Here is a 25,043-nt window from a genome sequence, read left to right as displayed (position 1 = left end):
AATTCATGAATTCCGTGTTGTTTTTATGTTGTGATTTTTTTTCAAAATGAAAAAAAAGATCACGGTTTCTGTAATTTTTTTTTCGTTTTGAAAAAAAGTTTACAACTTTTGTAATTTTATTTTTAAAATGAAAAAAAATCACAAGAATATATGGAAAGGTATTAGGGCGTTTTTAAATTGTTTTATTTTAGGATGAGTCAACAAAACGTACTACTCCATATTAAAGGTTACTTAAAGGTTAGGATAAAGGGAGGATAGTGTATAGAAACAGTATGGAAGAGTAATAGTATTTAAAAGAACAACAAATTGTATTAATCAAATGAAGAACCGTTGTATAGCTATATTAGGATTAATTTAATAACCTGTATAGTTATTTTAGGATGAGTCAAAGACGGTGATACTCCCTATATACTCCCTATCAACCCCGTATATACCCCTTATCAAAGTCGTAGTTGTGGTACCCTATGGCTTATTTTCTTTTGCGGTTTTTAGTAAAAAAACAAGAGTAGAAAGAAATAAAATAAGAAGAAAACCGTAATAAAAAAAACTTCGTATATTGTTTTGCGTACAAAAAATATCAAGAAGTTATTGTAACTTCGTTTAAAAGCAAACTAAACAATGAAATTATTCATCACAATAGCCTTTATTAATATTTTTGGAGTTAGCTTTTCACAAAAAACAATACCAGAAGTAATACAAAAATATAATAAAAATACAGTTCCATATATTTCAGTAGAAGAACTTAAAAATCAAGAAGAAATATTGCTTTTAGATGCGCGAGAACAGGAAGAATATAAAGTAAGTCATTTAGAAAAAGCAATATTTGTAGGACACACAACATTCAATACGAAAATGTTTGAAAAACAATTTCCAAATAAAAATCAGCCCATTGTAGTATATTGTTCCATTGGTGTAAGAAGCGAACAAATAGGAGAGAAACTATTAAAACTAGGATATACAAATGTACAAAACCTATATGGAGGCATTTTTGAATGGATAAACAAAGAGAATCTAGTAGTTTGTGCAAACAACCAAGTAACAGATAGTATTCATGTATTCTCAAAAGAATGGGAAAAATACGTAACAAAAGGAACTAAAATATATAAAAAATAAGTATGGAAAAATCATATTATGATCCAGCCGATTTAAAGAAATTTGGAAAAATTGTAGAATGGAGCGAAGAACTAGGAAATAGTTTTTTTGAATATTACGGAAAAGTATTTGAAGAAGGGAGTCTTTCAGCACGCGAAAAATCATTGATTGCCTTAGCCGTTTCGCATGCTGTGCAATGTCCATATTGCATTGATGCTTATACAGGTGATGGGCTACAAAGAGGAATTACAAAAGAAGAAATGATGGAAGCCGTTCACGTTACCGCAGCCATAAAAGGAGGAGCCGCTCTTGTACATGGTGTACAAATGATGAATAAATATAACAAACTGTCCATGTAATATTTTCATATATGTGTAAAATAGCTAACTTTTCATGTAAAATAGTAATGCTAGTTTTACACCCATTTATTGACATTTGAATAATATAAAGAAACTATGCAAAAATCGCTTCATGCTAAGCAAAATCCATTGTCAAAAACAGAAAAACAGTTAGAAATCCTATCAAATGGAATTTTTAAAGACGGATCATTGCCTACGTTTTCCGATAAAATAAAAGCATCTAACCAATTTCCATTACAACCTCATAAAATTGAAATACTTCAAGTCAATGTAGGGTATATGTGCAATCAGGTTTGTGCGCACTGTCATGTAGATGCAGGACCAGATAGAAAAGAAATCATGACAATGGAAACCATGCAACAAATTTTAGAAGTATTAAAAACAACAGAAGTACATACACTAGATTTAACAGGCGGTGCACCAGAAATGAACCCTAACTTTCGTTGGTTTGTAGAACAAGCCTCAAAAATAGGGGTAAAAGATTTTATAGTTCGTTCAAACCTAACCATTATCCTTGCCAATAAAAAATACCAGGATCTACCCGAGTTTTTTGCCAAACATAAAGTACATGTAGTATCATCATTGCCTTTTTATAAAAAAGAAAAAACCGACAAGCAAAGAGGAGACGGTGTTTTTGATAAATCTATAAAAGCCTTGCAAATGCTAAACGAAGTAGGCTATGGAAAAGAAGATACAAATTTAAAATTAGATTTAGTATACAATCCATCAGGAGCTTTCTTACCAACAAATCAGTTAGCATTAGAACACGATTTCAAAAAAGCATTAAAACAAGATTTCACTATAGATTTTAACAATTTATTTGCCATTACAAACTTACCAATAGCCAGATTCTTAGATTATCTAATAGCCTCAGATAATTATGAAGACTATATGTATGCATTAGTAGAAGCTTATAATCCAGCAGCAGTATCTAATGTAATGTGCACTAATACAATATCAGTAAGCTGGGATGGTTGGCTATACGATTGCGATTTCAACCAAATGCTAGGATTAAAAGTAGCATCAAAGTCTAAACATATCGCAGACTTTAATACAGAACAATTAAAAAATAGAAATATTATAATTTCCCAACATTGCTATGGATGTACAGCAGGAGCAGGAAGTAGCTGTCAAGGATCAGTAGCATAAAAAAACAATATGAAAAACCTAATACTAATATTCACCCGAAACCCAGAAATAGGTAAAGTAAAAACAAGATTAGCCGCTTCTATAGGTAATGAAAAAGCCTTAGAAATATACATACAACTATTAGAACACACTAAAAAAGTAGCCTTAGAAACAAATTTTGATAAAAGAGTACTATACTCCGAAAAAATAAATACAAATGATATTTGGGAGAATAAACATTTTCAAAAAAAAGTACAACACGGAAATGACCTAGGAGAAAGAATGCAAAATGCCTTTAAAGAAGGCTTTCAGGAAGGCTATGAAAAAATAGTAATTATAGGATCCGATTTAATAGAATTAGAAAGTAAAGACATAGACCAAGCTTTTAAAATATTAACAAATAATGATCTTGTAATAGGACCTGCAAAAGATGGAGGCTATTACCTATTAGGCATGAAACAAATTCCAGACAATATATTTCAACATAAAAACTGGGGAACCAATACCGTACTAAAAGACACACTAAAAGACATTGAAAAATTAAAATACCAATTGCTTAATGAAAAAAATGATATCGACACCATAGAAGATATCAAAAACATACAACTATTTGAAAAATACCTATAAGAATGACAAACGAAACACTAAATAAAACAACCGAATACTTAAAATCAAAAGGATTCAATTCTCCACAAATAGGAATAGTACTAGGAACAGGACTAGGACAATTAGTAAACCACCTTCAAATAGAAGCAGAAGTAAACTATATAGATATTCCAAACTTTCCAGTATCAACAGTAGAATTTCATTCAGGAAAACTATTATTTGGAACATTAGAAAACAAAAAAGTAATAATAATGCAAGGGCGTTTTCATTTATATGAAGGATACACTTTACAAGAAATTACCTTTCCAGTACGAGTAATGAAAGCACTAGGAATAACAACATTGTTAGTTTCAAATGCAGCAGGAGCCATTAATTTAAATTACAAAAAAGGCGATTTAATGCTACTAGACGACCACATTAATTTACAAGGAGGTTCACCATTAGCATTTAAAAATGTATCTGAATTTGGAGAACGATTTACAGACATGTGTGCTCCGTATGATGCCAACTTAAATGAGAAAATGCAACAAATAGCAAAAGAAAACAACATCACATTACATAAAGGAGTTTATGCAGCAGTAGTAGGACCACAATTAGAAACAAGAGCAGAATATAGATACTTAAAAATTATAGGAGCAGATGCTGTAGGAATGAGCACCGTGCCAGAAGTAATTGTAGCCAATCATTTAAATTTACCAGTAATAGCTGTTTCTGTCCTAACAGACGAGTGTAATCCAGATGATTTAAAACCAGTAAACATACCTGAAATTATAGCAGTAGCAGGAGAAGCCGAACCTAAAATGATTACACTATTCAAAGAAATTGTAAAAAGATAAAAGCCCATTCAAAGGATAAATAAAATGAATTTACAAAACCACAATATTGCTAAAACATGCATTCTTCTTTTTGCGCAAAGTGAAAAACAAGAAAGCATAACAAAGCCAATTGTTTCTTCAAACCAGAAGAACCAATTGTTGTGGAAAAAAATGAATGAGCGAGTATTAAAAACCATAAAAAAAACCAAAATAAAATACCACCATTCAAATGAAAAGAATCAAGTAGGGGCAAATTTTGGAGAAAAAATAACGCACGCCATCCAAACTGTTTTTGAAGAAGGATATGAAAATGTAATTGTAATAGGAAACGATTCTCCACAATTAACAACTAAAACCCTTTTAGAAACAACTCAAAAAATTCAGAGTAATGATTTTATTTTTGGTCCAGATAAAAATGGAGGAGTTTATCTTATTGCCATTTCAAAAAAGAACTTCAACAAAAAAAACTTCACAAAACTATCTTGGAAAACATCAAACTTATTTGAAGAAATAAAAACTACTTATGCTAATAATCGAGTTGAATATTTAGAACAATTAAATGATGTTAACAACATTTCAGATGTAAGTAAAGTCGCTTCTACATTTACTTACAACAATATATTTCGTGCTATAATCTTATCAGTTATACACAAACTAGAATACAATCAGACTAGAAATACACATTTCGAATCAATAGAAAATAATACCTTTATTTTTAATAAAGGATCACCAAATAATTATCTATTTCAGTGAGTTCAACATAATAAAAAACGTTAGTCAAAATAATTTTGCCTTAGCAAAATATATTGAATACAAATCGTTTTTTAATCACACATCCTTTTCATAGAACTCATGTTATTTCAATAACACTACATAAAAATAATAGATAATAATATAAATGAATAAAATTTACATATTAGCAATACTCCTTGTGAGTACTCTAGCTATGGCTCAACAAGATGTTACAGTTTCAATACTTGATGCTGAAACAAAAAAAACAATTCCTAATGTATCTGTAACCTTGCAAAATGCAGATAGAAATTTTAAGATAACAGAGAACACAAATAACCAAGGCAAAATAATATTTAGAAATATTGCAGCATTAGACGGATACAAAATAGTATTTGAAGGAAACAATGATTACTTTGAAAATAGCTCAAACCTATTTGATATTCGTTCAAATCAAAACCCAACAATAACATTATTATTAGATAAATACAAAACGGAACTATTAAACGAAGTAATACTTTCAAATGTTTCAACAGCTAAAATTAATCAACGAGATGCCGAGGTTTCTTTTGAATTAAAAGCAACAGAAATACAAGAAATTCCAGTAGAAGGAAGAGACATAACAAGAGTACTATATCGATTACCAAATGTAACACAAGCAACAGGTTTCTATCCAGAAGCACCAAATGTTAGTATTAATGGAATAAACGGATTATTTACTTCTTATTTAATTGACGGAATGGATAATAATGAACGATTTTTAGGAGGACAAAAATTTGCTATTCCATCAGGGTTCGTGAAAGACATTACCGTGTTAACCAGTAATTTTTCTGCCGAATATGGATTAACAGGTAGTGGAGTTATTGATATTACACCTCGTTCAGGATCTAATAATTTCACAGGGGAAGCTTTTTTTATCACAAGACCAGGACCATCTATAGACGGAACTTCTCCTTTTGCACAACGCGATTTGTCAGGAAATCAAGTTAAAAATGGATTTGCACGTTATCAATTTGGAGCAGGAGTAGGAGGAGCACTTGTAAAAGATAAAACATTCTATTACTTCAATTTTGAACAAACAACAGATGTGAAAGACAATCTACTAAATGTGCCAGCACTTGGAGTAGTAGAAACCATAAAAGGAAACAATAGTTTTAATTATTTTTCAAGTAAAATAGATCAAATATGGAATGCAAAATTTCGATCTTCATTTAGAGCAAATATTGGACTAATTAATGTGGAACGTCAAGGAGGAGGATTAGAAGGAGGAGCTACATTCCCATCGGCAGGTAACACACAAGAAAGAAACAGCATACTTTTAGCATTAAAAAACTCATATAGTTTTGGAAAAATAAGTGCCGAAACAAATGTACTATATAGTCGTTTTAGATGGGATTATGCAAATCCTCAAAATCAAAATACGTCTCAAGTTGTAGTATTGGGAACAAACGATGAAACATTAGCAATATTAGGACATCCAGGATATGTATTTAACGCATTAGAAAATACCATTCAGTTACAACAAAAAATAAAATACTACGCTAATAATCATACGATTAAAGCAGGGTTAAATTTAATAAGTGGCAATCATGAGCTTTTAGGAGGAGGAAACCCTAATGGAAATTATACAGTTAAATTAACACAAGCACAAATAGATGATATCAAAAATAACGGAGTAGGAAGTAGATTAGATATACAAGATATTCCATCAAATGCTACCGTAACAAATTATAATGTAGAATTACGCCCAGCACAGTTTGGAACCACTCAAAACATTTATTCAGCTTATCTAGAAGACTTATGGTCAGTTACCGATAAATTAAATATAACCTTAGGTCTCCGATACGATTATGATAACCTTTCAAAAGGAGGAAGCAAAAAAGGCGATTTTAATAACTTAGCACCAAGATTTAATTTCAACTATAAACTAAATAGCACAAGTAGTTTACGTGGAGGATATGGAATAGCCTATGATAAAATAAATTATGCAGTTTATAGTGATGCGTTACAACAAAATACCAAATCAGCAGATTATAGAATGCAATTGCAAGAATTTATACGATTAGGCATTTTACCAGAAAATACAAACATAGACGCCATTACTTTTAATGGAAATAGTTCAGCTAATTTATCAAATGTAACATACTTACAAGGACCATCTAGCGATCAATTGCAAGATCAACGTGAAGGTGCTTTCTCAAATGAACGAAGAATACTAAACCCAAATGGATATAATAATCCATATTCACATCAAATAAGCGTAGGATATCAAGTCCAAATCAATGAAAACACACTCTTTTTTGCAGATGCAGTTCACAATAGAGGAGAAAACTTATTTCGCTTACGCAATTTAAATGCGGCTTCAGAATATCCAATAGATCCAGAAAATGTAATAGTAAGAACAGCTGAAGAAGCAGACGCAACAAGACCTATTCCTATTGTAAATGGAACAGCTACAATTAACGGACAAACCATTACAGGAGTAGCAAGAAACGTGGTAGTTAGTGAAACAGAAGGAAAATCAAGATATTACGCATTAAGTTTAAATTATCAAAAATTGCGAGGAAATGATACTTATGCTTATCGATTAAATTACACTGTATCATCTTTAAAAAATAACACAGAAGATATCAACTTTAGACCACAAGATGGAAACAATTACGGAGACGAATGGGGACCATCAATAAACGACAGGACACACAATATTAATGGTATTTTTAATTATTATCCATTTAAAGGAACAACCGTTACCTTAGCAGGATTGTTACAAAGTGGACAACCTATTAATAGAATACCGTTAGGGTTTGGTACAACCGATTTAAATGGTGATGGCTCTGGTTTCGGAGAAGCTTATGTAGGAAACAGTGATCGATTTCCAGGAGAAAGTAGAAACAGTGATCGTTTACCATGGAGTACAACTTTTGATATAGGATTACAACATCAAATTAAAATATCAACATCAAATACAATAGAATTTAGAGCCGATATATTCAATGTATTTAATGCTGAAAATTTAAGCGGATATAGTAACAATGCTACACAGAGTAATCAAATTCAAGCAGGTTCAGCAGCAAGTGGCTTATTTGTACAAAGAAATGCTGCACCACCTAGACAATTTCAATTTGGAATCCGTTATTTGTTTTAAAGGATAATTCAAAATGAAATAATAATCCTAAAATATAAAAGTAAAATGAAAAAAATAAGCTTATTTCTTTTAGCGCTATTAATGCTAGCATGCGAAGAGAAAAACAAGAAAGAAGAACTAGATATCTCTAAATTGTCATGGGAAGAAATTGAAGAAGAAGCAAAAGAAAAAAATATAACCATGATGATGTGGATGGGCGATGCTAAAATTAACCAGTACATGAAAAATTATATAGTACCAAAGGTTAAAAAAGAGAATGGTATTAACCTTCAAATTGTAGACGGACAAGGAGCAGCCATTGTACAGCAATTAATGACAGAGCAACAAGCTAATAAAGAAAAAAGCAATATTGATTTAATGTGGATTAATGGAGAAACATTCTATCAATTAAAACAAATTAAAGGCTTATTTGGTCCTTGGACATCAAAATTACCAAATGCAAAATATATCGATTTTAAAAACCCTTTTATTGGAATTGATTTTCAACAACCTGTCAATGGTTATGAAATGCCGTGGGGAAATGTACAAATGACATTAATATATAATGATTTAAAAATTAAAAATCCACCACAAACAAGAGCTGAGTTATTAGCATTTGTAAAATCAAATCCTGGTGTTTTTACTTTTGATAATCAATTCACAGGATTAACATTTCTAAAAGCATTGCTAATTGATATTTCAGGAAATAAAGAGGCATTATCAGGAGAATTTAATCAGGAAAAGTACAATATTTATAGTAAAGAACTTTGGACTTATATTAATCAACTGAAACCCTATTTATGGAGACAAGGCGATGTTTTTCCAGAAAGTGTAGCACAAATGCATCAACTATTCGCAAATGGTGAATTGTGGTTTACAATGAGTAATAACGATGCAGAAGTAGATAGTAAAGTACAAGAAGGTCTTTTTCCTGAAACAACTAAAGCATATATTCCTTCTTTTGGAACGATACAAAATTCACACTATATGGGTATTCCTAAGAATAGCGGAAATAAAGCAGCAGCAATGGTAGTGGTTAATACTTTAATTTCTGTTGAGGCACAATCTAAAAAAATGGATCCTACAATTTGGGGAGATGGTACCGTGTTAGACCTAAATGCCCTATCAAAAACAGATAAGGAAAAGTTTGAGACAATTACAACTCGAAAAAATGCACCTAAAAGAAGTGAAATTCAAGCTAAAGCATTAAGGGAATTAGCACCAGAATACATGATAAAATTAGCAGAAGATTTTAGAAAAAACATAATAAATAAATAACTTGTCTGCTCCTCTTAAAATAGCATCTATAAATAGGATTCTTTTTGTAATTCTTGTAGGGTTACCTGTTTTTTCAGGATTAACCTATGCTTTTCTATATAGTATAGGAAGCATAGGGATTTTAAACAAGGAAGTACGTTTTTCTGTTTGGACAACAACCTTATCCAATACCTTTTTTTGGAAATCAATATTTTTCAGTCTGTATATAGGTATAGTAAGCGTAGTAATAAGTAGTAGTATTGCCTTTTTATTAGCATATTATTGGAGAGAAAATCTAAAAAAAGGAATGCTCTCCTTTGCAGTTTATTTACCCTTGTGTTTTCCCGCAACGGTAATGGCTTTTTTTATATTTCAAATGCTATCACAATCGGGATTTTTATCAAGATTAGTATATAATCTTCATATAACGAATAGTATAAAAGCATTCCCAGAAATGATTAATGACACATACGGAATAGGAATTATTATAACTATGATAATGTTAATAACGCCTTTTTTTATCATTCTATTCTCAAATATTTACCAAGCAGAAAAAATAGAAGAATTTAGCAATTTAGCCGCAACATTAGGAACACATAAAAGACAAATTATGACAAAAGTTATTGTGCCAATAGTTTTTAAAAAATCAGCAATAACCTTATTCTTATTTGTAATATTCGTAATGGGAAATTATGAAGTGCCATTACTATTAGGAAGGCAAAACCCACAAATGATAGCTGTTGCTATTGTGCAAAAAATACAACGTTTCAATTTATATGATATTCCAGAAGGATATGTTATGAGTATTTTATATGTTCTGTTTCTTATAACGTGTTTAGGTATAATTTTATTAAAAAGCCCTCGTTTTTTTAAAACGAAAGAAAGTAATGATTAAAAAAACATTTCAATATTTGTTTGTAATCTCCATCGGATTTCCGTTGCTATTTCTTTTGTTATTATCATTAGGAAAACAATGGATATTTCCAAATATATTACCACAAGAAATAGCATTTTCAAACTGGCAAACCATTCAAAAAACAGAATCTAATTTAGCGACTATCTTTATAAAATCAATATTCATTTCCACAACAGTCGCTTTTCTAGTTACAACATTTAGTTTTGCAATTTCAAAAGCAATTGCCTACAGTAAGAACAAAACAATATACCTTGTGTTAGCCTATATCCCATACTTATTATCACCAGTAATTATAGCCGTTTTATTTCATTATTTTTTTATTGTTACTAATCTAACAGGAACCTTTTTAGGAATAGTAATAGCACAATTTTTAGTGTCTTTTCCTTTTGGGATTATTATTTTTTCAAGCTTTTGGAACCAAAATATAAAAGCTATAGAAGAATTAAGTTATACTTTAGGAAGCTCTGTTAAAAACACTTATTTAAAAATACTATTACCTATTTCAAAAAATACATTGTTATTATGTTTTTTTCAAGTTTTTCTAATCTCATGGTTCGAATATGGATTAACCAATTTAATAGGAACAGGAAAAGTAAAAACCTTAACAATTAGTGTATTTAAATTTATTAACGAAGCCAATGTTTTTTATGCAGCATTTGCTTCATGTTTGCTAGTAATCCCACCTATGCTATTACTATACATTAATAAAAAAATGCTATTTTTTGTAGAAAATAACAACTCATGAAGAACATTTTAGAGCTAAAACATATTTCAAAAAACTTTGGAACAGAAAAAATTCTTTCAGAAGTGTCTTTGTCATTAGAAAAAGGAAAAACATTAAGCCTATTAGGCTCGTCAGGTAGTGGAAAAACAACACTCTTAAAAATTATTGCAGGTTTAGAAAAACAAGATTCAGGATCAATATTTTTAAATGAAACAGAAATTTCCCAAACAAAACCGCAAAACAGACAGTGTATTTATTTATACCAAGAACCGTTGCTTTTTCCACATCTAAATGTGTTTGAAAATATAGCTTTCGGATTGCGAATAAGAAAAGAAAAAGAAGAATTAATACAACAAAAAGTAAATGAAATAGTAGAATTGATTGATTTAACTAGCCATGTAAATAAAATGACACACCAACTTTCAGGAGGGCAACGTCAGCGTATTTCTTTTGCTAGAGCAATAATAATAAAACCTAAAGTTCTTTTACTTGACGAACCATTTGGAGCATTAGACACTACAACAAGAGAACAAATGCAAAAACTATTTAAAAAGCTCAGTCAAACCATGCAAATTTCATCTTTGTTTGTAACACATGATATAAAAGAATCTATCATTATGGGAGACAGTATTAGTAAAATTGAAAAAGGAAAATTGATACAATATGAAGATAAAAAAGATTTCTTTCAAGACAGCGCTTCAGGTGTTCAAAATGAAATTAACTTCTGGAAACAATTTAATTTTTAGAAAAACAAAACAATGAAAGCGACTATAACCTTTAATACAATTAACGCATAAAATGAATACTTCTTTTAACCATATTCAATCTATCTATTGGGTATTTACGCAACTATGTAATGACGATTGCGACCATTGCTATAACGATTCAAGTCCGTTTGGAAAACGAATTAGCAAAGCAGATTGTATGCAAATTATTGAGAATTTACCCGAAAAAGTAGGAAGATTAATTTTAAGCGGAGGAGAACCTCTAGCCGACATTAAACTGTTATACGCAATCTTAGATAAAGTTCGTGAGAAATATGGAGATACAATCCAGATTATGCTACAAACTAATGGAGATTTATTAAATACAGAAAAATTGCAAATACTTATTGAAAAAGGAGTACAACGATTTGATATTGCAAGTATCGACAGATACCATAAAAAAGCAGGAGGACGATTAATAGAATTAGCCGATATATTTGAAAGTTGTGGTGTAATAGGAACTGAAAAAGACCCATTAATTGAAGGCGGACATTATTTAGCTGAAAACCCGTTAAGTTGGGGATATTGGGGTGCAAGTGAAGACATGTGGTTAGGAGGAAATTGGGCAAGAGGAAAAGCTTATAAAAATGATATTTGGTTACAAAATCCAGATCATAATTTTTGTACAATACTTTCAGGAGCAAGAAATTTTTTAGGAGGTTATGATGACATTCCACAAGAAATAAGCATTCAATTATGGAGAATTAATCCTTGTTGTCCAGGTACTCATTTTCCTATGGGTGATGCTAGAAAACAAAAAGTAGCTGATGTTTTAGAAAAAGCGTCAAAAAGCACCATTTTTAAAATGCTAAACGAAGGAAATCCACTTAAAATGGGAATTTCATTAGGCGTTTCAGAAGAAGAAGCTAAGAGTAAAAACGACGAATTTAAAAATATTTGTTTGTATTGTGACTATTTTTTAAAATGTCATAAAGATGAAATTTTTGATGAAAACGGTGTCAAATAATAAAACGGATCTTAATACATGTTTCTTCCAGTGCGAAGCATATCGAGAAGCTTTGTTCCGTTTTACTGCACAAAAATACTCAAACTGAGTTTTAAATAATTTCACCTAACGGGTCAAAAACGATATAAATTGAATTCAATATTAAAGCTCTCTGAAGAACTACTTCATAACGTAAAATTAAATTTGCCTTATGAGAATGAAGTACATCAATTAAGTAAGTTAAAATACAAAAACATAATAGTAAAATTAGCAACAGACAATCATAAAAAAGCATTTTGGATTAATATTTATAATAGCTTTTATCAAATACTAGCCAAACAATACAAAGAAGATGAGATAATTGATAAAAATATTTATAAAACAAAAAGTATTATTATTGCATCAAAACGCTTTTCATTAGACAGTATTGAACATGGAATTTTAAGAAAAAGAAAATTTGTTATAGGTTTTGGCTATTTATATAATCCTTTTTATCCTAAATTTATAGAAAAATTGAGTGTAAGAGTGTTAGATTACCGTATTCATTTTGCCTTAAATTGTGGAGCAATAAGTTGTCCGCCCATTTTAGTTTATGATTATGACAAAATAGAAAACCAATTAGAACTAGCAACACACTCTTTTATAGAATCTGAAACCATATTAATTGAAAATGATAAAAAAATTAAGACATCAAGATTGTTTTTATGGTATTTAGGCGATTTTGGAAACTTTAAAAAGGTAAAACAAATTATAGGGAAAGTGTTTCATAAAAACCTATCAAAATTTAAAATAAGTTTTCAAAAGTACAATTGGACAAAACAATTACATAATTTTAAATAATTATACAGTAAATAAATTTATAAATAACCTTTTAAAAATAGAGTCATGAGCTACTTAAATGCAACTAACGATTTATATAAAAATGCAGCATTAACTCCAGATGTAGGGCTTTGCTGTACAACAACACCTATATGGAAATTTCCAGGACTTGAAATTCCTACAATAATGCAAGAAATGAATTATGGCTGTGGAAGCACCATTTCGGCACAAGATTTAATTAATAACCCAAAAGTGTTATATGTAGGAGTTGGAGGAGGAATGGAATTATTACAATTTGCCTATTTTTCACGTCAAAAAGGAGGTGTAATAGGAGTTGATGTTGTTGATGAAATGCTAGAAGCTTCCCGAAAAAACTTTAAAGTAGCAGAAGAACAAAATGATTGGTTTAAGAGCGAATTTGTAGAATTGAAAAAAGGAGACGCTTTACATTTACCTATTGAAGATGAAAGTATTGATGTAGCTGCTCAAAATTGCTTATTCAATATTTTTAAAACGGAAGATTTAAAAAAAGCATTACAAGAAATGTATCGTGTTTTAAAACCGCATGGACGCTTAGTAATGAGTGATCCTACTTGCGAACAAGAAATGAACGAAACGTTGAGAAACGATGATCATTTAAGAGCTTTATGTTTAAGCGGAAGTATTCCTATTGCAAATTATATTAAAGCATTAACAGATGTTGGTTTTGGTACTATTGAAATTAGAGGTAGAAGACCTTATAGAATTTTAGACACGGAAAATTACCCAACAGATGAACTAATTTATATTGAAAGTATAGAAGTTTGCGCTATAAAAGATCCGATGCCTGCCGATGGACCTTGCGTTTTTACAGGAAAAGCCGCTATTTATTATGGTAAAGAAGATTATTTTGATGATGAAAAAGGACATGTTTTATTAAAGAATCAACCCTTAGCAGTTTGCGATAAAACAGCAGCAGCATTAGAAGCTTTGGGTAGAAAAGACATCTTTATAAGTGAAAGCACATATCATTACAATGGAGGAGGTTGTTGTTAACTTTATAAATGAGTATATTTATATTCGAAATAAGACTTTTTAGAGTTGTGTTTTCTATCTAACTTTTTATCTTTTTCAAATACTATATTTTTACCAAATTATAATAAGAACAAAAAAAGCTAATAAATATGAAGAAAGTAATTGTTTTATTTGTTGTAGGACTTTTAGGAAGCCAATTTTCAAATGCGCAAAGTCCTTGGACAAGAGAGAAAGGAAAAGCGTATGTACAATTAGGCCTAACAAGTCTGTCGTATGATGCCATTCAGTTTGATGGAAATAAAGTAGAAAACGTAGGGGATTATAGTGATATTACAATTCAAGCTTATGCAGAATATGGTATAACAGATAAATTAGAAGCACAATTAGTTTTACCTTATAAAACAGCCTCTTATGAAAATGTAGGTGTTTCAGAAAGCATCTCAGGAATGGGTAATATTTCCTTAGGTTTAAAATACAAATTATCAGATAAAAACTGGAAAATAAGTTCAGGAATTGTATATTCTGCAAACTCAATTAAAAAAGATAAAGAATTAGTTGTGAGTACTACTGGCTTTAATGCTTCAACGATTCTACCATATGTTTCCATAGGTTCTAGTCATAATAAATGGTATTATTTCGGAAATATTGGATATGGTTATATGGATAACGATTACTCTGATTTCTTAAAAGCAACAATTGAAGTAGGATACAATATAATTCCAAAAGGACATCTAATGCTTGTTTTAGATACAAAAAATGTAGTATCTAAAGAAGACGCTTATTTAGAAGACAATTTACAATGGGCATCACATTTAGATAGACAAACTTATAATGCACTTGGAATAAAAGCAAATTATGAATTTGTTGAAGGAAAATTTGGGGCTAATTTCTCAACATTTGGTGCTTTTGGAATTGATAATGCTCCATTAGCACCTACTATTAACCTAGGAGTTTATACAAAATTCTAAAGAAACAAATTAATGAATAAATACAAAGAAATAATTATTAATTCCTATTCAGATTATTTCAATTATCTGAAAAATGAACTAGTAACACTCCATATTGAAAACTATTTTTATGGACTAATATTTATTTCTTTAGTTGTTTTTATATTAGAATTATTATTCCCTTGGAGAAAGAATCAACCTGTTTTCAGAAAAGATTTTTGGTTAGATACATTTTATATGTTTTTTAATTTCTTTCTTTTAAATATGATTATTCTTATTGCAATGAGTAATGTAACAGCTCAGTTATTTAATGATATTTTATCATCATTTAACATAGAACTAAAATCACTGCAAATAATTGATTTATCAAGTTTACCAAAAGCATTATCATTGTTTATCTTTTTTATAGTATCCGATTTTGTACAGTGGAATACTCATAGACTATTACATAGATTTGATTTTTTTTGGAACTTTCACAAAGTCCATCATTCTGTAAAAGAAATGGGTTTTGCTGCACATTTACGATACCATTGGATGGAACCTGTTGTTTATAAATCATTGTTATATATTCCAATGGCAATAATAGGTGGTTTTTCAGTTGAAGATGTGTTTATTGTACACTTTATTGCGATTACGATAGGGCATTTAAATCATGCTAATCTAGGTTGGGATTATGGTGTTTTTAAGTATATAATAAACAATCCTAAAATGCATATTTGGCATCATAGTAAAGAAATGCCAAGAAAATATGGTGCAAATTATGGCATTTCATTGAGTCTGTGGGATTATTTGTTTAAAAGCAACTATATCCCCAAAGACGGCAAGGATATTGTATTAGGTTTTGAAGAAGATGAACAATTTCCAGATAGCTTTTTAAAGCAAGAAGCTTATCCGTTAAAATTTTAAATTATGAAAAAGAATATTTTAATACTATTGTTTCTAGGAATTCAAGGTATTGCACAAAATTTCGATTATAGAAATTATAATTCACTATTAAATAGCCATGTTTCTAGCAGAGGAAATGTGAACTATGATAAATTAAAAACAAACAAAGCAGATCTAGATAAAGTAGTTGAAGAATTTCAAAAAAATCAACCTTCATCAAAATGGAGTAGAAATGAAATACTAGCATATTATATTAACTCATATAATGTACACACACTAAAAAAAGTAATTGATAATTATCCTACGAAGAGCATTAAGAATATTAAAAATGCATGGGATGATAAATTTATTATTCTAGGATCTAAAAAAATATCACTGTCTTATATTGAGCATAATATATTGAGAAAAATGAACGAACCAAGAATTCATTTTGCTATTAATTGTGCTTCCTATTCTTGTCCTAATTTATTAAATGTAGCTTATTTACCAAATACATTAGAGACTCAATTAGAATTAGTAACAAAAGAATTTGTAAATGATTCATCAAAAAATGATATCTCAACAGATGAAATTAAAATTTCAGAAATATTTAATTGGTTCTCAGGCGATTTTAAAACTAAAAACACAAGTTTAATTGATTTCTTAAACAAGTATTCAACAGTTAAAATTAGCGATAATGCAAAAGTAAGATATTTAAGTTACAACTGGAGTTTGAATAAATAAAATGAAAATTTCTATTATTATTCCTGTTTTAAATGAACAAAAAAACAGTGAAAATATTATAAAATACCTTCGTGAAAATGCGAATAAGGAGAATATAAAAGAAATTATTTTTGTTGATGGAGGAAGCATTGATAAAACAGTTGAGGTAATAACAAAATATCCAGAAGTAATACTTATAAAATCAGAAAGAGGAAGAGCCATTCAAATGAATTCGGGTGCGAAAAAAGCTTCAGGTGACATTTTATACTTTTTACATTGTGATAGTTTTCCGCCCAAACATTTTGATACATTTATGATTCAATCTGTTTTAAAAGGATATTCATCAGGATGTTTTAAAATGAAATTCGATAGTAATCATATAGTTTTAAAAATATCAGAATGGTTTACAAAATTTAATTCTAAATCCTGTAGAGGAGGAGATCAATCTTTATTTGTGACTAAAAAAGTATTTCAAAATCTAAAAGGATTTAATGAAGATTTTGTAATATATGAAGATAATGAATTCATTTTTAGATTGTATAAAGAAACAAAGTTTACTGTTATTCAAAAAAACATAATAACATCATCAAGACGATATAGAGAAAACGGATTTTTTAAATTACAATTTCATTTTATGATAATTCATGTTTTATATCGATTAAAAATATTCAATCAAACGCAAATAGTAACATATTACAAACGTAATATAATTTAAAAGTAGAAAATGGAATTTAGAGGACAAAATGATGAATATTTATTAGTTACTACTGTTAAAAAAGAGAGTGAAAAAGATATAAATAAAAATAATGAGCATAGTTTGTGTATTTTTTGGAATGAATTTAAAGATACTAAACTCATAATTGATAATGTAGACTATATTCTAAAGAAAGATGAAGTGATGTTTCTAACAGAATTTCATAAAGCGAATATCTCTGAAATAAACACACTAAACGTTATTAAATTTAATCGAAATTTCTACTGTTTAGATAATCATGATAGTGAAATTGGATGTAAAGGAGTTCTTTTTTTTGGAACATCACAAGTGCCAACTATTTTTTTAAATGAAGAAAATTCAGCAGCCATTAGTCTGCTCTGGAAAGTTTTTATAAATGAATTAAAAGCAACTGATGAACTGCAAGGAGAAATGCTTCAAATGCTATTAAAACGATTCCTTATTTTATGTACAAGAATATATAAAGAACAGAAAAAAATAAATTTAGTAGGCGAAACTAAAATGGATATTATTCGAAATTTTAGTTTCTTAGTAGAAGTTCATTATAAAAGCAAGCATACAGTTGCAGAATATGCCGAATTAATGAATAAATCAGCAAAATCATTAACTAATTTATTTTCGAGTCATATAAACAAAACACCTTTGCAAATTATACAAAGTAGAATAATATTGGAAGCGAAGAGAATGTTGTTAAACACAGAAATGCCAATTAAAGAGATTACATTTGAATTAGGATTTGAAGACATGCCATCTTTTAGTCGTTTTTTTAAAAATAAAATAGGCGTTTCACCAAGAGGATATAGAGAAGAAAAGAGTAAAACCTAAAACAACAAACTAACAAAAATGAAGAAACTAAGACAATTATTATGCATTAGTATTTTAATATTATCAGCTTGTAATGAAAAGAAAGGAAGCAGTAATGAGGTAATTACTTCTGATACTATACATGAAATTGAAAATCAGAAAGAACAACTGTCAAAAGCAGATCAAATTATCTATGAAACAATAGAAGCACATGGAGGATTGCTTTTTGATGTAGCAAACTATTCATTTACTTTTAGAGATAAACAATATCATTTTATGAATTATAGTGATGGTTATACATATTCATCTCAAATTAAAAAAAAGGATACAGTTATAAAAGACATTATAACAAATGGAGAGTTTGAACGATATAAGAACGGAATTCTTCAAAACAACACAGAAGAAGAAATAAAAAAGTACACAGGAGCACTTAACTCAGTTATTTATTTTGCAACATTGCCTCACAAATTAAAAGATAGTTCAGTAAAGAAAAAATATATTGAAGAAACCAAAATAAAAGGGAAAGAATATGATGTAATAGAAATAACGTTTAATGAAGATGGAGGAGGACAAGATTATGATGATGAGTTTCATTACTGGATTAATAAAAACACAAAAAAGATAGATTATTTAGCCTATAATTATCAGGTAAATAATGGAGGAGTACGATTTAGAGTAGCATATAATTCTAGAGAAATAGACGGAATTACTTTTCAAGACTATGTAAATTATGAAGCTCAATTAAATACACCATTGAAAGATTTACCAAAACTGTATGAAAATGGAGAGTTAAAAGAGATATCAAAAATAGAAACAGAAAATATTAGTAAAAACACTAACACTAAATAAAATGAAAAAAATTGTAGCAACAATGATCTTTGCTGTAGCAGCATTAAATGTAAATGCTCAAGAATTTGCTAAATTAGATAAAAGCGGATTAGATGCAGCTTTTTACCCTGAAAATGCTCCAAAACGTGCATTTATAAAAGATAAAACAAAACAACTTGAAGCTGAACCAAAAATTAGAATTTTATATTCAAGACCATTAAAAAAGGAAAGAGAAATCTTTGGGAAAGTAGTAAAATTTAATGAAGCTTGGAGAATTGGAGCAAATGAATCTACAGAGATTTTGTTTATGACAGACGTTATTTTTGGAGAAACAAAAGTAAAAGCAGGTCGTTATACACTGATTGCAATTCCTACAGAAAAAGAATGGACAATTAAATTAAACACTGAAAATGACGGTTGGGGAAATTACTCTTATGATAAAAGTAAAGATATTGCAAGCGTAACAGTTCCTACATCATCAAGCGACAAAGAAATTGAAGCATTATCAATTACAATGTATGAGAAAAGTAAAAATGTAGTACATATAAAAATTGGATGGGATAATACTATTGCGGAAATCCCTGTAACACTACAATAATATAAAGAAAACCATTTTTTAATTAAAAAAATAAACATTAACAAAATAGGCTACAAAGAGAAATAAAACTTTTTGTAGTCTATTAGTTTTATAATTTAAATAGCTCCTAAAACAATGCTCTATACAGGTCAAATTAATGAGTTTATTAGATTAGCAGAAATAAATGCGGCTAATTGCGAGTTGCTTAAAGAAAAAATAAGAGAAGGATTAAGCATTGTTTGGTGTTTAGAAGACTTGACTATAAAAATTGATGGAAATGAAGTTTTATTTCAAAAAGACACTATATTTTTTCTAACAGAATATCATAAAATTGAAATCATTGAAGTAGAGAAAATCAGATTAGTACACTTTAATAGAGCTTTTTATTGTATTTCAGATCATGATAATGAAGTAGGTTGTAAAGGAATATTGTTTTTTGGAGCGTCTCAATTACCAAAAATTACAATTCCAGAGCATGAATCGGATAAATTTGAGATACTCTGGAAAATGTTCTCAATTGAAATGGAATCAAAAGATGATTTACAAAATGATATGCTTCAAATGATGCTAAAAAGACTACTCATCCTTTGCACAAGAATATATAAAGAACAAACCCAGTTAACAAACTTTGATAGAAAACAATTAGATATTGTTAGAGAGTATAATTATTTGGTAGAAATTCATTTTAAAACAAAACATAAAGTGTCAGATTATGCAGAAATGCTAAATAAAAGTCCAAAGACACTTTCAAATGTTTTTAAAAAATATGGCGAAAAATCACCATTACAAATTATTCAAGATAGAATTGTTTTAGAATCAAGAAGATTACTCCGTTATTCTGATAAAACAATAAAAGAAATTACTTATGAAGTTGGATATGAAGATATTCAAACATTTAGTCGATTCTTTAAAAAAATAGAAGGAATCTCTCCTTCAGACTTCAAGAAAACAATATAACAGGAAAAATTACCTACTCAAAGGGAAATCCTGTCTAACTCATAAGGCTATATTCTTCTCAACTTTGTACTATCAAATTGAAAGTATAAAAGACAATGAAAAGATTACAATTTTTACAAGCATTCTTGAAGGATTTTAAAAATCCTTTTTCGAAAAAACAAAAAGCAACATTAATCACAGTAGGTGAAAAACAATATTGCGAAAGTCATTTTATGGTAGACTACTACTGTAATGATCAGTTTCTATTTATATAATTTAATAAAACCAATAATAATATTTAATAATTAAAACAATATGTCAAATTTTTCAGTACCAACAAGAGATCAAGTTTCAGAAAGCAATCAAGCAATATTTGATAATTTACAAAAAGCAGTAGGTTTTGTCCCAAATATTTATGCTGCAATGGCACATTCTAAAAATGCATTAGGAAGTTATTTACAATTTTCAGGATCAGAAACATCTTTATCTAAAAAAGAAAAAGAAGTTGTTGATTTAGCCGTTAGTCAATTAAATGGTTGTCGTTATTGCCAATCTGCACATACTGCAATAGGGAAAATGAACGGATTTACAGATGATCAAATCATTGAACTTAGAAAAGGAACAGCAAGTTGGGATAATAAAACAAGCGTTTTGGCACAAACATCAAAACTAATAGCAGATAAAAGAGGAAAAATTTCTAATGAAGAACTAGAAGCTTTTTTTAACGCAGGATTCACAAAAGAAAACCTAGTAGATTTAATTGTGGCTATTGGAAGTATAACAATAACAAACCTATTCCATAATGTTACTGATGTTCCAATTGATTTTCCAATTGCTCCAGAACTATAATTTTAAAAATAGAATTGGGTAAAATTGATAAATATTCATGTAAAATTGTATAATACTATTTTTAAAATATTTATCATTTTTGTGAAAATCATAAATATGAAACCATGAAAATGGTTCTAATTTAGTTTTTATTTAATTGATTTGTTTATAAGTGCGATGAGTGATAAAATCCTTATCGTACTTTTTTATATTCAAATGCTATAATTTCAAAAGCAGGTTTATTTTGCACAGTATAATCACTATTGTCAAAACCACCAACATTGTTATGATTGTCATACCATTTCCATAAAAAACCACCTGCAAACCAATCTTCTTCCCAAAAAGTATTAAAAAGAGCCTGTAAAGCATTAGATTGTCCTTCTAAATTAACAATTCTGTTTTTTGAAAATTCCCAAGGTTCATGTGTTGTATAATCTTTACTTTGATAGCCAAACTCTGTAAATAAAACTTTCTTCTTTAGTTTTTTAGAAAAACCTTCTATTTTCTCTTTATATATTTCCCAATTGTTTTCTAATTCATTTATTGTAGGCGTTTTTTCTTTTGAAAGCGGAAAGTAAGCATCGATACCTATGTAATCTAAAGCATCAAAAAAAGGAACAGTTTGATAAGAATCCCAGTTTTCAGCATAGGTTAATTGTCCAGAATAAATAGCTTTTATTTTTTCTATTAAATGATACCAATATTTAGGACGATTAATCACAAAAGTATTTAATTCAGTACCAATGCAAAATAATTCTATTTTTTGTTTCTCGGCAATTTTAGCATAAAATAAAATAAATTTTTCATAGTTTTTTTCAAGTGAAACCCATTCTGCTTCTGAGTTCATTTCAATATGACCTGTAAACCCATTTGGAATCCAAATTTGAGGTTTTAGCATTACTTTAATCTTGTTTTTATTGAATAATGCAGAAGCTGTTTCAATACCTTCTTTTCTTTCTCCAATCCATTGTCTTTGTGAGTTAAAAAAAACAGTACTATCCTTTGTAGATTTCATAAAAGCAAAAGGCATTAATGTAATCCAGTTTGCATTTGTTTTTATTACAGGTTCAATTTCCTTTTGAGAAGTTAATGTATTGGATGCAACAAAACTTATTCCATTGATTTTGTTTTCTTGTGACGAACAAAAACAAAAAAGTAGAAACGATAAATAGAATAATTTTTTCATCTTAAAAATATTGACCAATTCCAAATACTAATCCTTTTGTACCATTTTTTGATATACCAAAACCATAATCTAACCTAAAAATAGCATTAAAAATAGTTTTGTGCATAAAACGCAACCCAACTCCTGGATAAACTCTAAAGTTTTCAGATTTTGTAAAATCGCTAAAACGACCACCTGGTTTTCTCCATGAGCCTACATCGAGAAATGAATTGCCTTGTAAAACAAACCATTTCCTTTCATATAAAGTGGTTCTATATTCTGTATTTATTACAAAAGTGCCTGTTCCTCTATCTATTATGTTTCCAACTCCTCTTATGTTTACATTATTATCTAATGAAAAAGGAGAAAAAGGAGAAGTATCATTTGAAGATAACCCTAGTCTTATTCGTGTAGCCCAATTACCAGTTAATCCTATTCTTTTGAAATATGAAAAATCGTTCCAACCGATTAGAAATTTATCTTGAAAAGAATTGGATTGTGTAACAAATTGAAGATTGGTAGTGTTTTTTATTCCTCTTATTAAATAAAAATCATATTTTAAGTTATCATAGTTATTATTTAATTTAAACAAAAACTTATCAATATCAAAGTATTGCGGAACACTTGAACTAGTTGCACCAGATTTATATTCGTATTTTTCGTTGAAAATAGAACCTCCAAATTTTATAGTATTCTTAAAGCTAGTTCTATAAACGCCTAATAACTCAAAAGATTTATTAATATACTCATATTTTGCAGAAGTATCTTCAAAGAAAATAGGTTCAATGCTTCCTATATTTTGAAAACTAGTTTCAATACCTAAGTTTTCATTAAATAAATATGGAGATGAAAAATTTATTCCAAATGAATTTATCCCATTATTTTGATAGAAAGCACCAACAGTAATGTTTTTACCTAGTAAATTATATTCATACATGCCTATTCTATAAGCAGCAGTAACATCATCTGTTGTCCAAATAGTTAAGTTGGGAATTAAACTAAGGTTTTCAATAATTGTAAATAAAACAGAATAATTATTGTTAGAGCTAGTTTTTTCTACTTTGTAAGTAACATTCGATATACCATTTAATCGAGTAAGTGCTTGTACATCATAGTCTAGTTTTATGCTATCTAAAACCTTTCCTTCTTTTGATTGAATGAAATTTGCCATGAATTTAACATCCATTTTTTTTGCTCCAGACCATCCTATTTTATCAATAATGTTTTCTTGAGAAAATGAAAATTGAAAAAAAAGAATTATAAACACTAGTTTTTTCATTTTTTTATTCAAATATCTATAAAAATATTTATAAAAATAAAAATAGGGTAAAATTGACAACAATACAGGAAAAATAGAAAAACAGATAATTAATTAAAAACATCAAATTTGTTAAAATAAAGAGATTTAACTGATTAAACTTAAAATAAAACGTTATGAAAAAGAATTTTTTTACAATTTTAATGTTAGGCTTCTTAATAACCTCATGTAATAATGATGATGAAGTAGTTTCTTCAACTCCTGAATTAAAATTAAATCTTGAAGGATTAGAAGATCTTGGTTCAGATTTTAAATATGAAGGATGGATTATTGTGAATGACAATCCTATCTCTACAGGTGTCTTTACTGTAGATGCTAATGGAACATTATCACAAACATCATTTATAGTTAACCAAACAGATTTGGCAAATGCTACTAAATTTGTTTTAACTATTGAACCTACAGTAGATCCTAGTCCAGCTCCTTCAAATACTAAATACTTAGTAGGGGATTTTTCTGGAAATTCTGCAAGTATTTCAGCAGGAATTGTTGGAGACTTTAGTGAATCAACAGGTAAATATTTACTAGCTACACCAACAAATAACAATATGAATCCAGAAGCAGGAGTTTGGTTTATGGATATTTCAGGCGCAAATCCAGTAGCTGGATTATCTTTACCAACATTGGATGAAGGTTGGAAATATGAAGGATGGGTTGTGAGTAATGATGTTGTTTTAAGTACAGGAAAATTTACTTCTCCTGAAGGTTCTGATGAAGCAGCTCCATATTCTGGAACAATGATGGCTCCTCCTTTTCCGGGAGAAGACTTTCTTATGAATGCTCCTGAAGGATTAACATTTCCAGGTAATTTAAGCGGTGCGACTTTGGTTATTTCAGTAGAACCACATCCTGATAATTCTCCAATGCCATTTGCTTTAAAACCATTATCGCACACAGTTGCAAGTCCAGCAGTAACAGGGACTAACTTTGATATGATGAGAAGTTTGTCTTCTTTTCCATCAGGAACAGTAACAAGATAAATTTAAATTTTAGTTTGTTTTTAATTAGGGGTGAGATAATATCAAAC

The 25,043-nt window shown here is 29.1% G+C and carries 27 protein-coding genes; 25 read left to right on the top strand and 2 right to left on the bottom strand.

The window, feature by feature from the left end; translation table 11 throughout:
- Positions 1 to 618: 618 nt before the first annotated feature.
- The 24 genes from LXD69_RS01915 to LXD69_RS01800 all read left to right on the top strand — a co-directional run bounded on the left by LXD69_RS01915 (position 619) and on the right by LXD69_RS01800 (position 21,554).
- Entirely contained in the window at positions 619 to 1,113 is a 495-nt protein-coding gene (locus LXD69_RS01915; protein ID WP_246917044.1) for a rhodanese-like domain-containing protein, read from the top strand.
- A 2-nt stretch (positions 1,114 to 1,115) separates the two neighbouring features.
- Positions 1,116 to 1,451: an arsenosugar biosynthesis-associated peroxidase-like protein gene (locus tag LXD69_RS01910; RefSeq protein ID WP_045968794.1), complete on the top strand. Its 336-nt coding sequence runs from the start codon at positions 1,116 to 1,118 to the stop codon at positions 1,449 to 1,451.
- 96 nt (positions 1,452 to 1,547) lie between these two features.
- Entirely contained in the window at positions 1,548 to 2,600 is a 1,053-nt protein-coding gene (arsS, locus tag LXD69_RS01905) for an arsenosugar biosynthesis radical SAM (seleno)protein ArsS (protein ID WP_045968792.1), read from the top strand.
- A gap of 9 nt (positions 2,601 to 2,609) precedes the next feature.
- Positions 2,610 to 3,206 carry a TIGR04282 family arsenosugar biosynthesis glycosyltransferase gene (locus tag LXD69_RS01900; protein ID WP_045968790.1) on the top strand — a complete coding sequence of 199 codons (597 nt, stop codon included), beginning with the start codon at positions 2,610 to 2,612 and terminating at the stop codon, positions 3,204 to 3,206.
- Positions 3,207 to 3,208: 2 nt separating this feature from the next.
- Entirely contained in the window at positions 3,209 to 4,021 is an 813-nt protein-coding gene (locus LXD69_RS01895; RefSeq protein ID WP_045968788.1) for a purine-nucleoside phosphorylase, read from the top strand.
- A gap of 24 nt (positions 4,022 to 4,045) precedes the next feature.
- Positions 4,046 to 4,753 carry a DUF2064 domain-containing protein gene (locus LXD69_RS01890; protein ID WP_246917042.1) on the top strand — a complete coding sequence of 236 codons (708 nt, stop codon included), beginning with the start codon at positions 4,046 to 4,048 and terminating at the stop codon, positions 4,751 to 4,753.
- Positions 4,754 to 4,898: 145 nt separating this feature from the next.
- Positions 4,899 to 7,874 (top strand): TonB-dependent receptor, encoded by a 2,976-nt coding sequence (locus tag LXD69_RS01885; protein ID WP_246917039.1) that lies wholly within the window; start codon positions 4,899 to 4,901, stop codon positions 7,872 to 7,874.
- 45 nt (positions 7,875 to 7,919) lie between these two features.
- Positions 7,920 to 9,131, top strand: a complete 1,212-nt coding sequence (locus LXD69_RS01880) for an ABC transporter substrate-binding protein (RefSeq protein ID WP_246917036.1) — start codon at positions 7,920 to 7,922, stop codon at positions 9,129 to 9,131.
- Between the two features lies 1 nt (position 9,132).
- On the top strand, positions 9,133 to 10,005 hold the full coding sequence (locus tag LXD69_RS01875) for an ABC transporter permease subunit (RefSeq protein ID WP_246917033.1): 873 nt from the start codon (positions 9,133 to 9,135) through the stop codon (positions 10,003 to 10,005).
- Complete coding sequence (locus LXD69_RS01870) at positions 9,998 to 10,771, top strand: ABC transporter permease (protein ID WP_045968779.1); 774 nt, start codon at positions 9,998 to 10,000, stop codon at positions 10,769 to 10,771. The genes LXD69_RS01875 and LXD69_RS01870 overlap by 8 nt, the downstream gene beginning before the upstream one ends.
- Positions 10,768 to 11,496, top strand: coding sequence for an ABC transporter ATP-binding protein (locus LXD69_RS01865; RefSeq protein WP_045968777.1), 729 nt, complete (start codon positions 10,768 to 10,770; stop codon positions 11,494 to 11,496). The genes LXD69_RS01870 and LXD69_RS01865 overlap by 4 nt, the downstream gene beginning before the upstream one ends.
- Before the next feature lie 52 nt (positions 11,497 to 11,548).
- Entirely contained in the window at positions 11,549 to 12,481 is a 933-nt protein-coding gene (locus LXD69_RS01860; protein WP_246917030.1) for a radical SAM protein, read from the top strand.
- Between the two features lie 129 nt (positions 12,482 to 12,610).
- Positions 12,611 to 13,300: a DUF547 domain-containing protein gene (locus LXD69_RS01855; protein ID WP_246917027.1), complete on the top strand. Its 690-nt coding sequence runs from the start codon at positions 12,611 to 12,613 to the stop codon at positions 13,298 to 13,300.
- A gap of 45 nt (positions 13,301 to 13,345) precedes the next feature.
- On the top strand, positions 13,346 to 14,314 hold the full coding sequence (gene arsM / locus LXD69_RS01850) for an arsenosugar biosynthesis arsenite methyltransferase ArsM (protein WP_246917024.1): 969 nt from the start codon (positions 13,346 to 13,348) through the stop codon (positions 14,312 to 14,314).
- 128 nt (positions 14,315 to 14,442) lie between these two features.
- The gene (locus LXD69_RS01845; protein WP_045968769.1) at positions 14,443 to 15,261 is read left to right on the top strand and encodes a hypothetical protein; all 819 of its coding nucleotides are present in this window, start codon (positions 14,443 to 14,445) and stop codon (positions 15,259 to 15,261) included.
- A gap of 12 nt (positions 15,262 to 15,273) precedes the next feature.
- Positions 15,274 to 16,146: a sterol desaturase family protein gene (locus tag LXD69_RS01840; protein WP_045968767.1), complete on the top strand. Its 873-nt coding sequence runs from the start codon at positions 15,274 to 15,276 to the stop codon at positions 16,144 to 16,146.
- 3 nt (positions 16,147 to 16,149) lie between these two features.
- Complete coding sequence (locus tag LXD69_RS01835) at positions 16,150 to 16,848, top strand: DUF547 domain-containing protein (protein WP_246917021.1); 699 nt, start codon at positions 16,150 to 16,152, stop codon at positions 16,846 to 16,848.
- 1 nt (position 16,849) lies between these two features.
- Complete coding sequence (locus tag LXD69_RS01830; RefSeq protein WP_045968763.1) at positions 16,850 to 17,542, top strand: TIGR04283 family arsenosugar biosynthesis glycosyltransferase; 693 nt, start codon at positions 16,850 to 16,852, stop codon at positions 17,540 to 17,542.
- Positions 17,543 to 17,551: 9 nt separating this feature from the next.
- Positions 17,552 to 18,385 (top strand): helix-turn-helix domain-containing protein, encoded by an 834-nt coding sequence (locus LXD69_RS01825; protein ID WP_045968761.1) that lies wholly within the window; start codon positions 17,552 to 17,554, stop codon positions 18,383 to 18,385.
- Between the two features lie 18 nt (positions 18,386 to 18,403).
- Positions 18,404 to 19,213: a DUF6503 family protein gene (locus tag LXD69_RS01820; protein ID WP_246917018.1), complete on the top strand. Its 810-nt coding sequence runs from the start codon at positions 18,404 to 18,406 to the stop codon at positions 19,211 to 19,213.
- Between the two features lies 1 nt (position 19,214).
- Positions 19,215 to 19,790 carry a DUF2911 domain-containing protein gene (locus LXD69_RS01815; protein ID WP_045968758.1) on the top strand — a complete coding sequence of 192 codons (576 nt, stop codon included), beginning with the start codon at positions 19,215 to 19,217 and terminating at the stop codon, positions 19,788 to 19,790.
- A gap of 114 nt (positions 19,791 to 19,904) precedes the next feature.
- Entirely contained in the window at positions 19,905 to 20,726 is an 822-nt protein-coding gene (locus LXD69_RS01810) for a helix-turn-helix domain-containing protein (RefSeq protein ID WP_045968756.1), read from the top strand.
- A gap of 95 nt (positions 20,727 to 20,821) precedes the next feature.
- Positions 20,822 to 20,980, top strand: a complete 159-nt coding sequence (locus tag LXD69_RS01805) for a hypothetical protein (RefSeq protein WP_161794134.1) — start codon at positions 20,822 to 20,824, stop codon at positions 20,978 to 20,980.
- Positions 20,981 to 21,020: 40 nt separating this feature from the next.
- Positions 21,021 to 21,554, top strand: coding sequence for a carboxymuconolactone decarboxylase family protein (locus tag LXD69_RS01800; protein ID WP_246917015.1), 534 nt, complete (start codon positions 21,021 to 21,023; stop codon positions 21,552 to 21,554).
- 172 nt (positions 21,555 to 21,726) lie between these two features.
- Here the strand turns inward: LXD69_RS01800 and LXD69_RS01795 are convergent, their stop codons facing one another.
- Complete coding sequence (locus tag LXD69_RS01795) at positions 21,727 to 22,719, bottom strand: glycoside hydrolase family 113 (protein ID WP_246917012.1); 993 nt, start codon at positions 22,717 to 22,719, stop codon at positions 21,727 to 21,729.
- A 1-nt stretch (position 22,720) separates the two neighbouring features.
- Positions 22,721 to 23,977, bottom strand: coding sequence for a POTRA domain-containing protein (locus LXD69_RS01790; RefSeq protein WP_246917009.1), 1,257 nt, complete (start codon positions 23,975 to 23,977; stop codon positions 22,721 to 22,723).
- A gap of 155 nt (positions 23,978 to 24,132) precedes the next feature.
- Between LXD69_RS01790 and LXD69_RS01785 the strand changes: the two genes are divergently transcribed.
- Positions 24,133 to 24,996: an anti-sigma factor gene (locus tag LXD69_RS01785; protein ID WP_246917007.1), complete on the top strand. Its 864-nt coding sequence runs from the start codon at positions 24,133 to 24,135 to the stop codon at positions 24,994 to 24,996.
- The last annotated feature ends 47 nt before the right edge of the window (positions 24,997 to 25,043 follow it).

The sequence above is a fragment of the Flavobacterium sediminilitoris genome (assembly GCF_023008245.1).
GTDB lineage: Bacteria > Bacteroidota > Bacteroidia > Flavobacteriales > Flavobacteriaceae > Flavobacterium > Flavobacterium sediminilitoris.
The sequence above is the reverse complement of the archived record's forward strand: the minus strand, read 5'-3'. Positions and strand labels throughout refer to the sequence as shown.

Coding starts and splice junctions, on each gene's coding strand:
- LXD69_RS01820 (WP_246917018.1), top strand. CDS start 18,404: ATGAAGAAACTAAGACAATTATTATGCATTAGTATTTTAATATTATCA.
- LXD69_RS01895 (WP_045968788.1), top strand. CDS start 3,209: ATGACAAACGAAACACTAAATAAAACAACCGAATACTTAAAATCAAAA.
- LXD69_RS01845 (WP_045968769.1), top strand. CDS start 14,443: ATGAAGAAAGTAATTGTTTTATTTGTTGTAGGACTTTTAGGAAGCCAA.
- LXD69_RS01880 (WP_246917036.1), top strand. CDS start 7,920: ATGAAAAAAATAAGCTTATTTCTTTTAGCGCTATTAATGCTAGCATGC.
- LXD69_RS01870 (WP_045968779.1), top strand. CDS start 9,998: ATGATTAAAAAAACATTTCAATATTTGTTTGTAATCTCCATCGGATTT.
- LXD69_RS01815 (WP_045968758.1), top strand. CDS start 19,215: ATGAAAAAAATTGTAGCAACAATGATCTTTGCTGTAGCAGCATTAAAT.
- LXD69_RS01900 (WP_045968790.1), top strand. CDS start 2,610: ATGAAAAACCTAATACTAATATTCACCCGAAACCCAGAAATAGGTAAA.
- LXD69_RS01915 (WP_246917044.1), top strand. CDS start 619: ATGAAATTATTCATCACAATAGCCTTTATTAATATTTTTGGAGTTAGC.
- arsM (WP_246917024.1), top strand. CDS start 13,346: ATGAGCTACTTAAATGCAACTAACGATTTATATAAAAATGCAGCATTA.
- LXD69_RS01825 (WP_045968761.1), top strand. CDS start 17,552: ATGGAATTTAGAGGACAAAATGATGAATATTTATTAGTTACTACTGTT.
- LXD69_RS01885 (WP_246917039.1), top strand. CDS start 4,899: ATGAATAAAATTTACATATTAGCAATACTCCTTGTGAGTACTCTAGCT.
- LXD69_RS01835 (WP_246917021.1), top strand. CDS start 16,150: ATGAAAAAGAATATTTTAATACTATTGTTTCTAGGAATTCAAGGTATT.
- LXD69_RS01785 (WP_246917007.1), top strand. CDS start 24,133: ATGAAAAAGAATTTTTTTACAATTTTAATGTTAGGCTTCTTAATAACC.
- LXD69_RS01800 (WP_246917015.1), top strand. CDS start 21,021: ATGTCAAATTTTTCAGTACCAACAAGAGATCAAGTTTCAGAAAGCAAT.
- LXD69_RS01795 (WP_246917012.1), bottom strand. CDS start 22,719: ATGAAAAAATTATTCTATTTATCGTTTCTACTTTTTTGTTTTTGTTCG.
- LXD69_RS01840 (WP_045968767.1), top strand. CDS start 15,274: ATGAATAAATACAAAGAAATAATTATTAATTCCTATTCAGATTATTTC.
- LXD69_RS01830 (WP_045968763.1), top strand. CDS start 16,850: ATGAAAATTTCTATTATTATTCCTGTTTTAAATGAACAAAAAAACAGT.
- LXD69_RS01810 (WP_045968756.1), top strand. CDS start 19,905: ATGCTCTATACAGGTCAAATTAATGAGTTTATTAGATTAGCAGAAATA.
- LXD69_RS01910 (WP_045968794.1), top strand. CDS start 1,116: ATGGAAAAATCATATTATGATCCAGCCGATTTAAAGAAATTTGGAAAA.
- LXD69_RS01865 (WP_045968777.1), top strand. CDS start 10,768: ATGAAGAACATTTTAGAGCTAAAACATATTTCAAAAAACTTTGGAACA.
- arsS (WP_045968792.1), top strand. CDS start 1,548: ATGCAAAAATCGCTTCATGCTAAGCAAAATCCATTGTCAAAAACAGAA.
- LXD69_RS01860 (WP_246917030.1), top strand. CDS start 11,549: ATGAATACTTCTTTTAACCATATTCAATCTATCTATTGGGTATTTACG.
- LXD69_RS01890 (WP_246917042.1), top strand. CDS start 4,046: ATGAATTTACAAAACCACAATATTGCTAAAACATGCATTCTTCTTTTT.
- LXD69_RS01790 (WP_246917009.1), bottom strand. CDS start 23,977: ATGAAAAAACTAGTGTTTATAATTCTTTTTTTTCAATTTTCATTTTCT.
- LXD69_RS01805 (WP_161794134.1), top strand. CDS start 20,822: ATGAAAAGATTACAATTTTTACAAGCATTCTTGAAGGATTTTAAAAAT.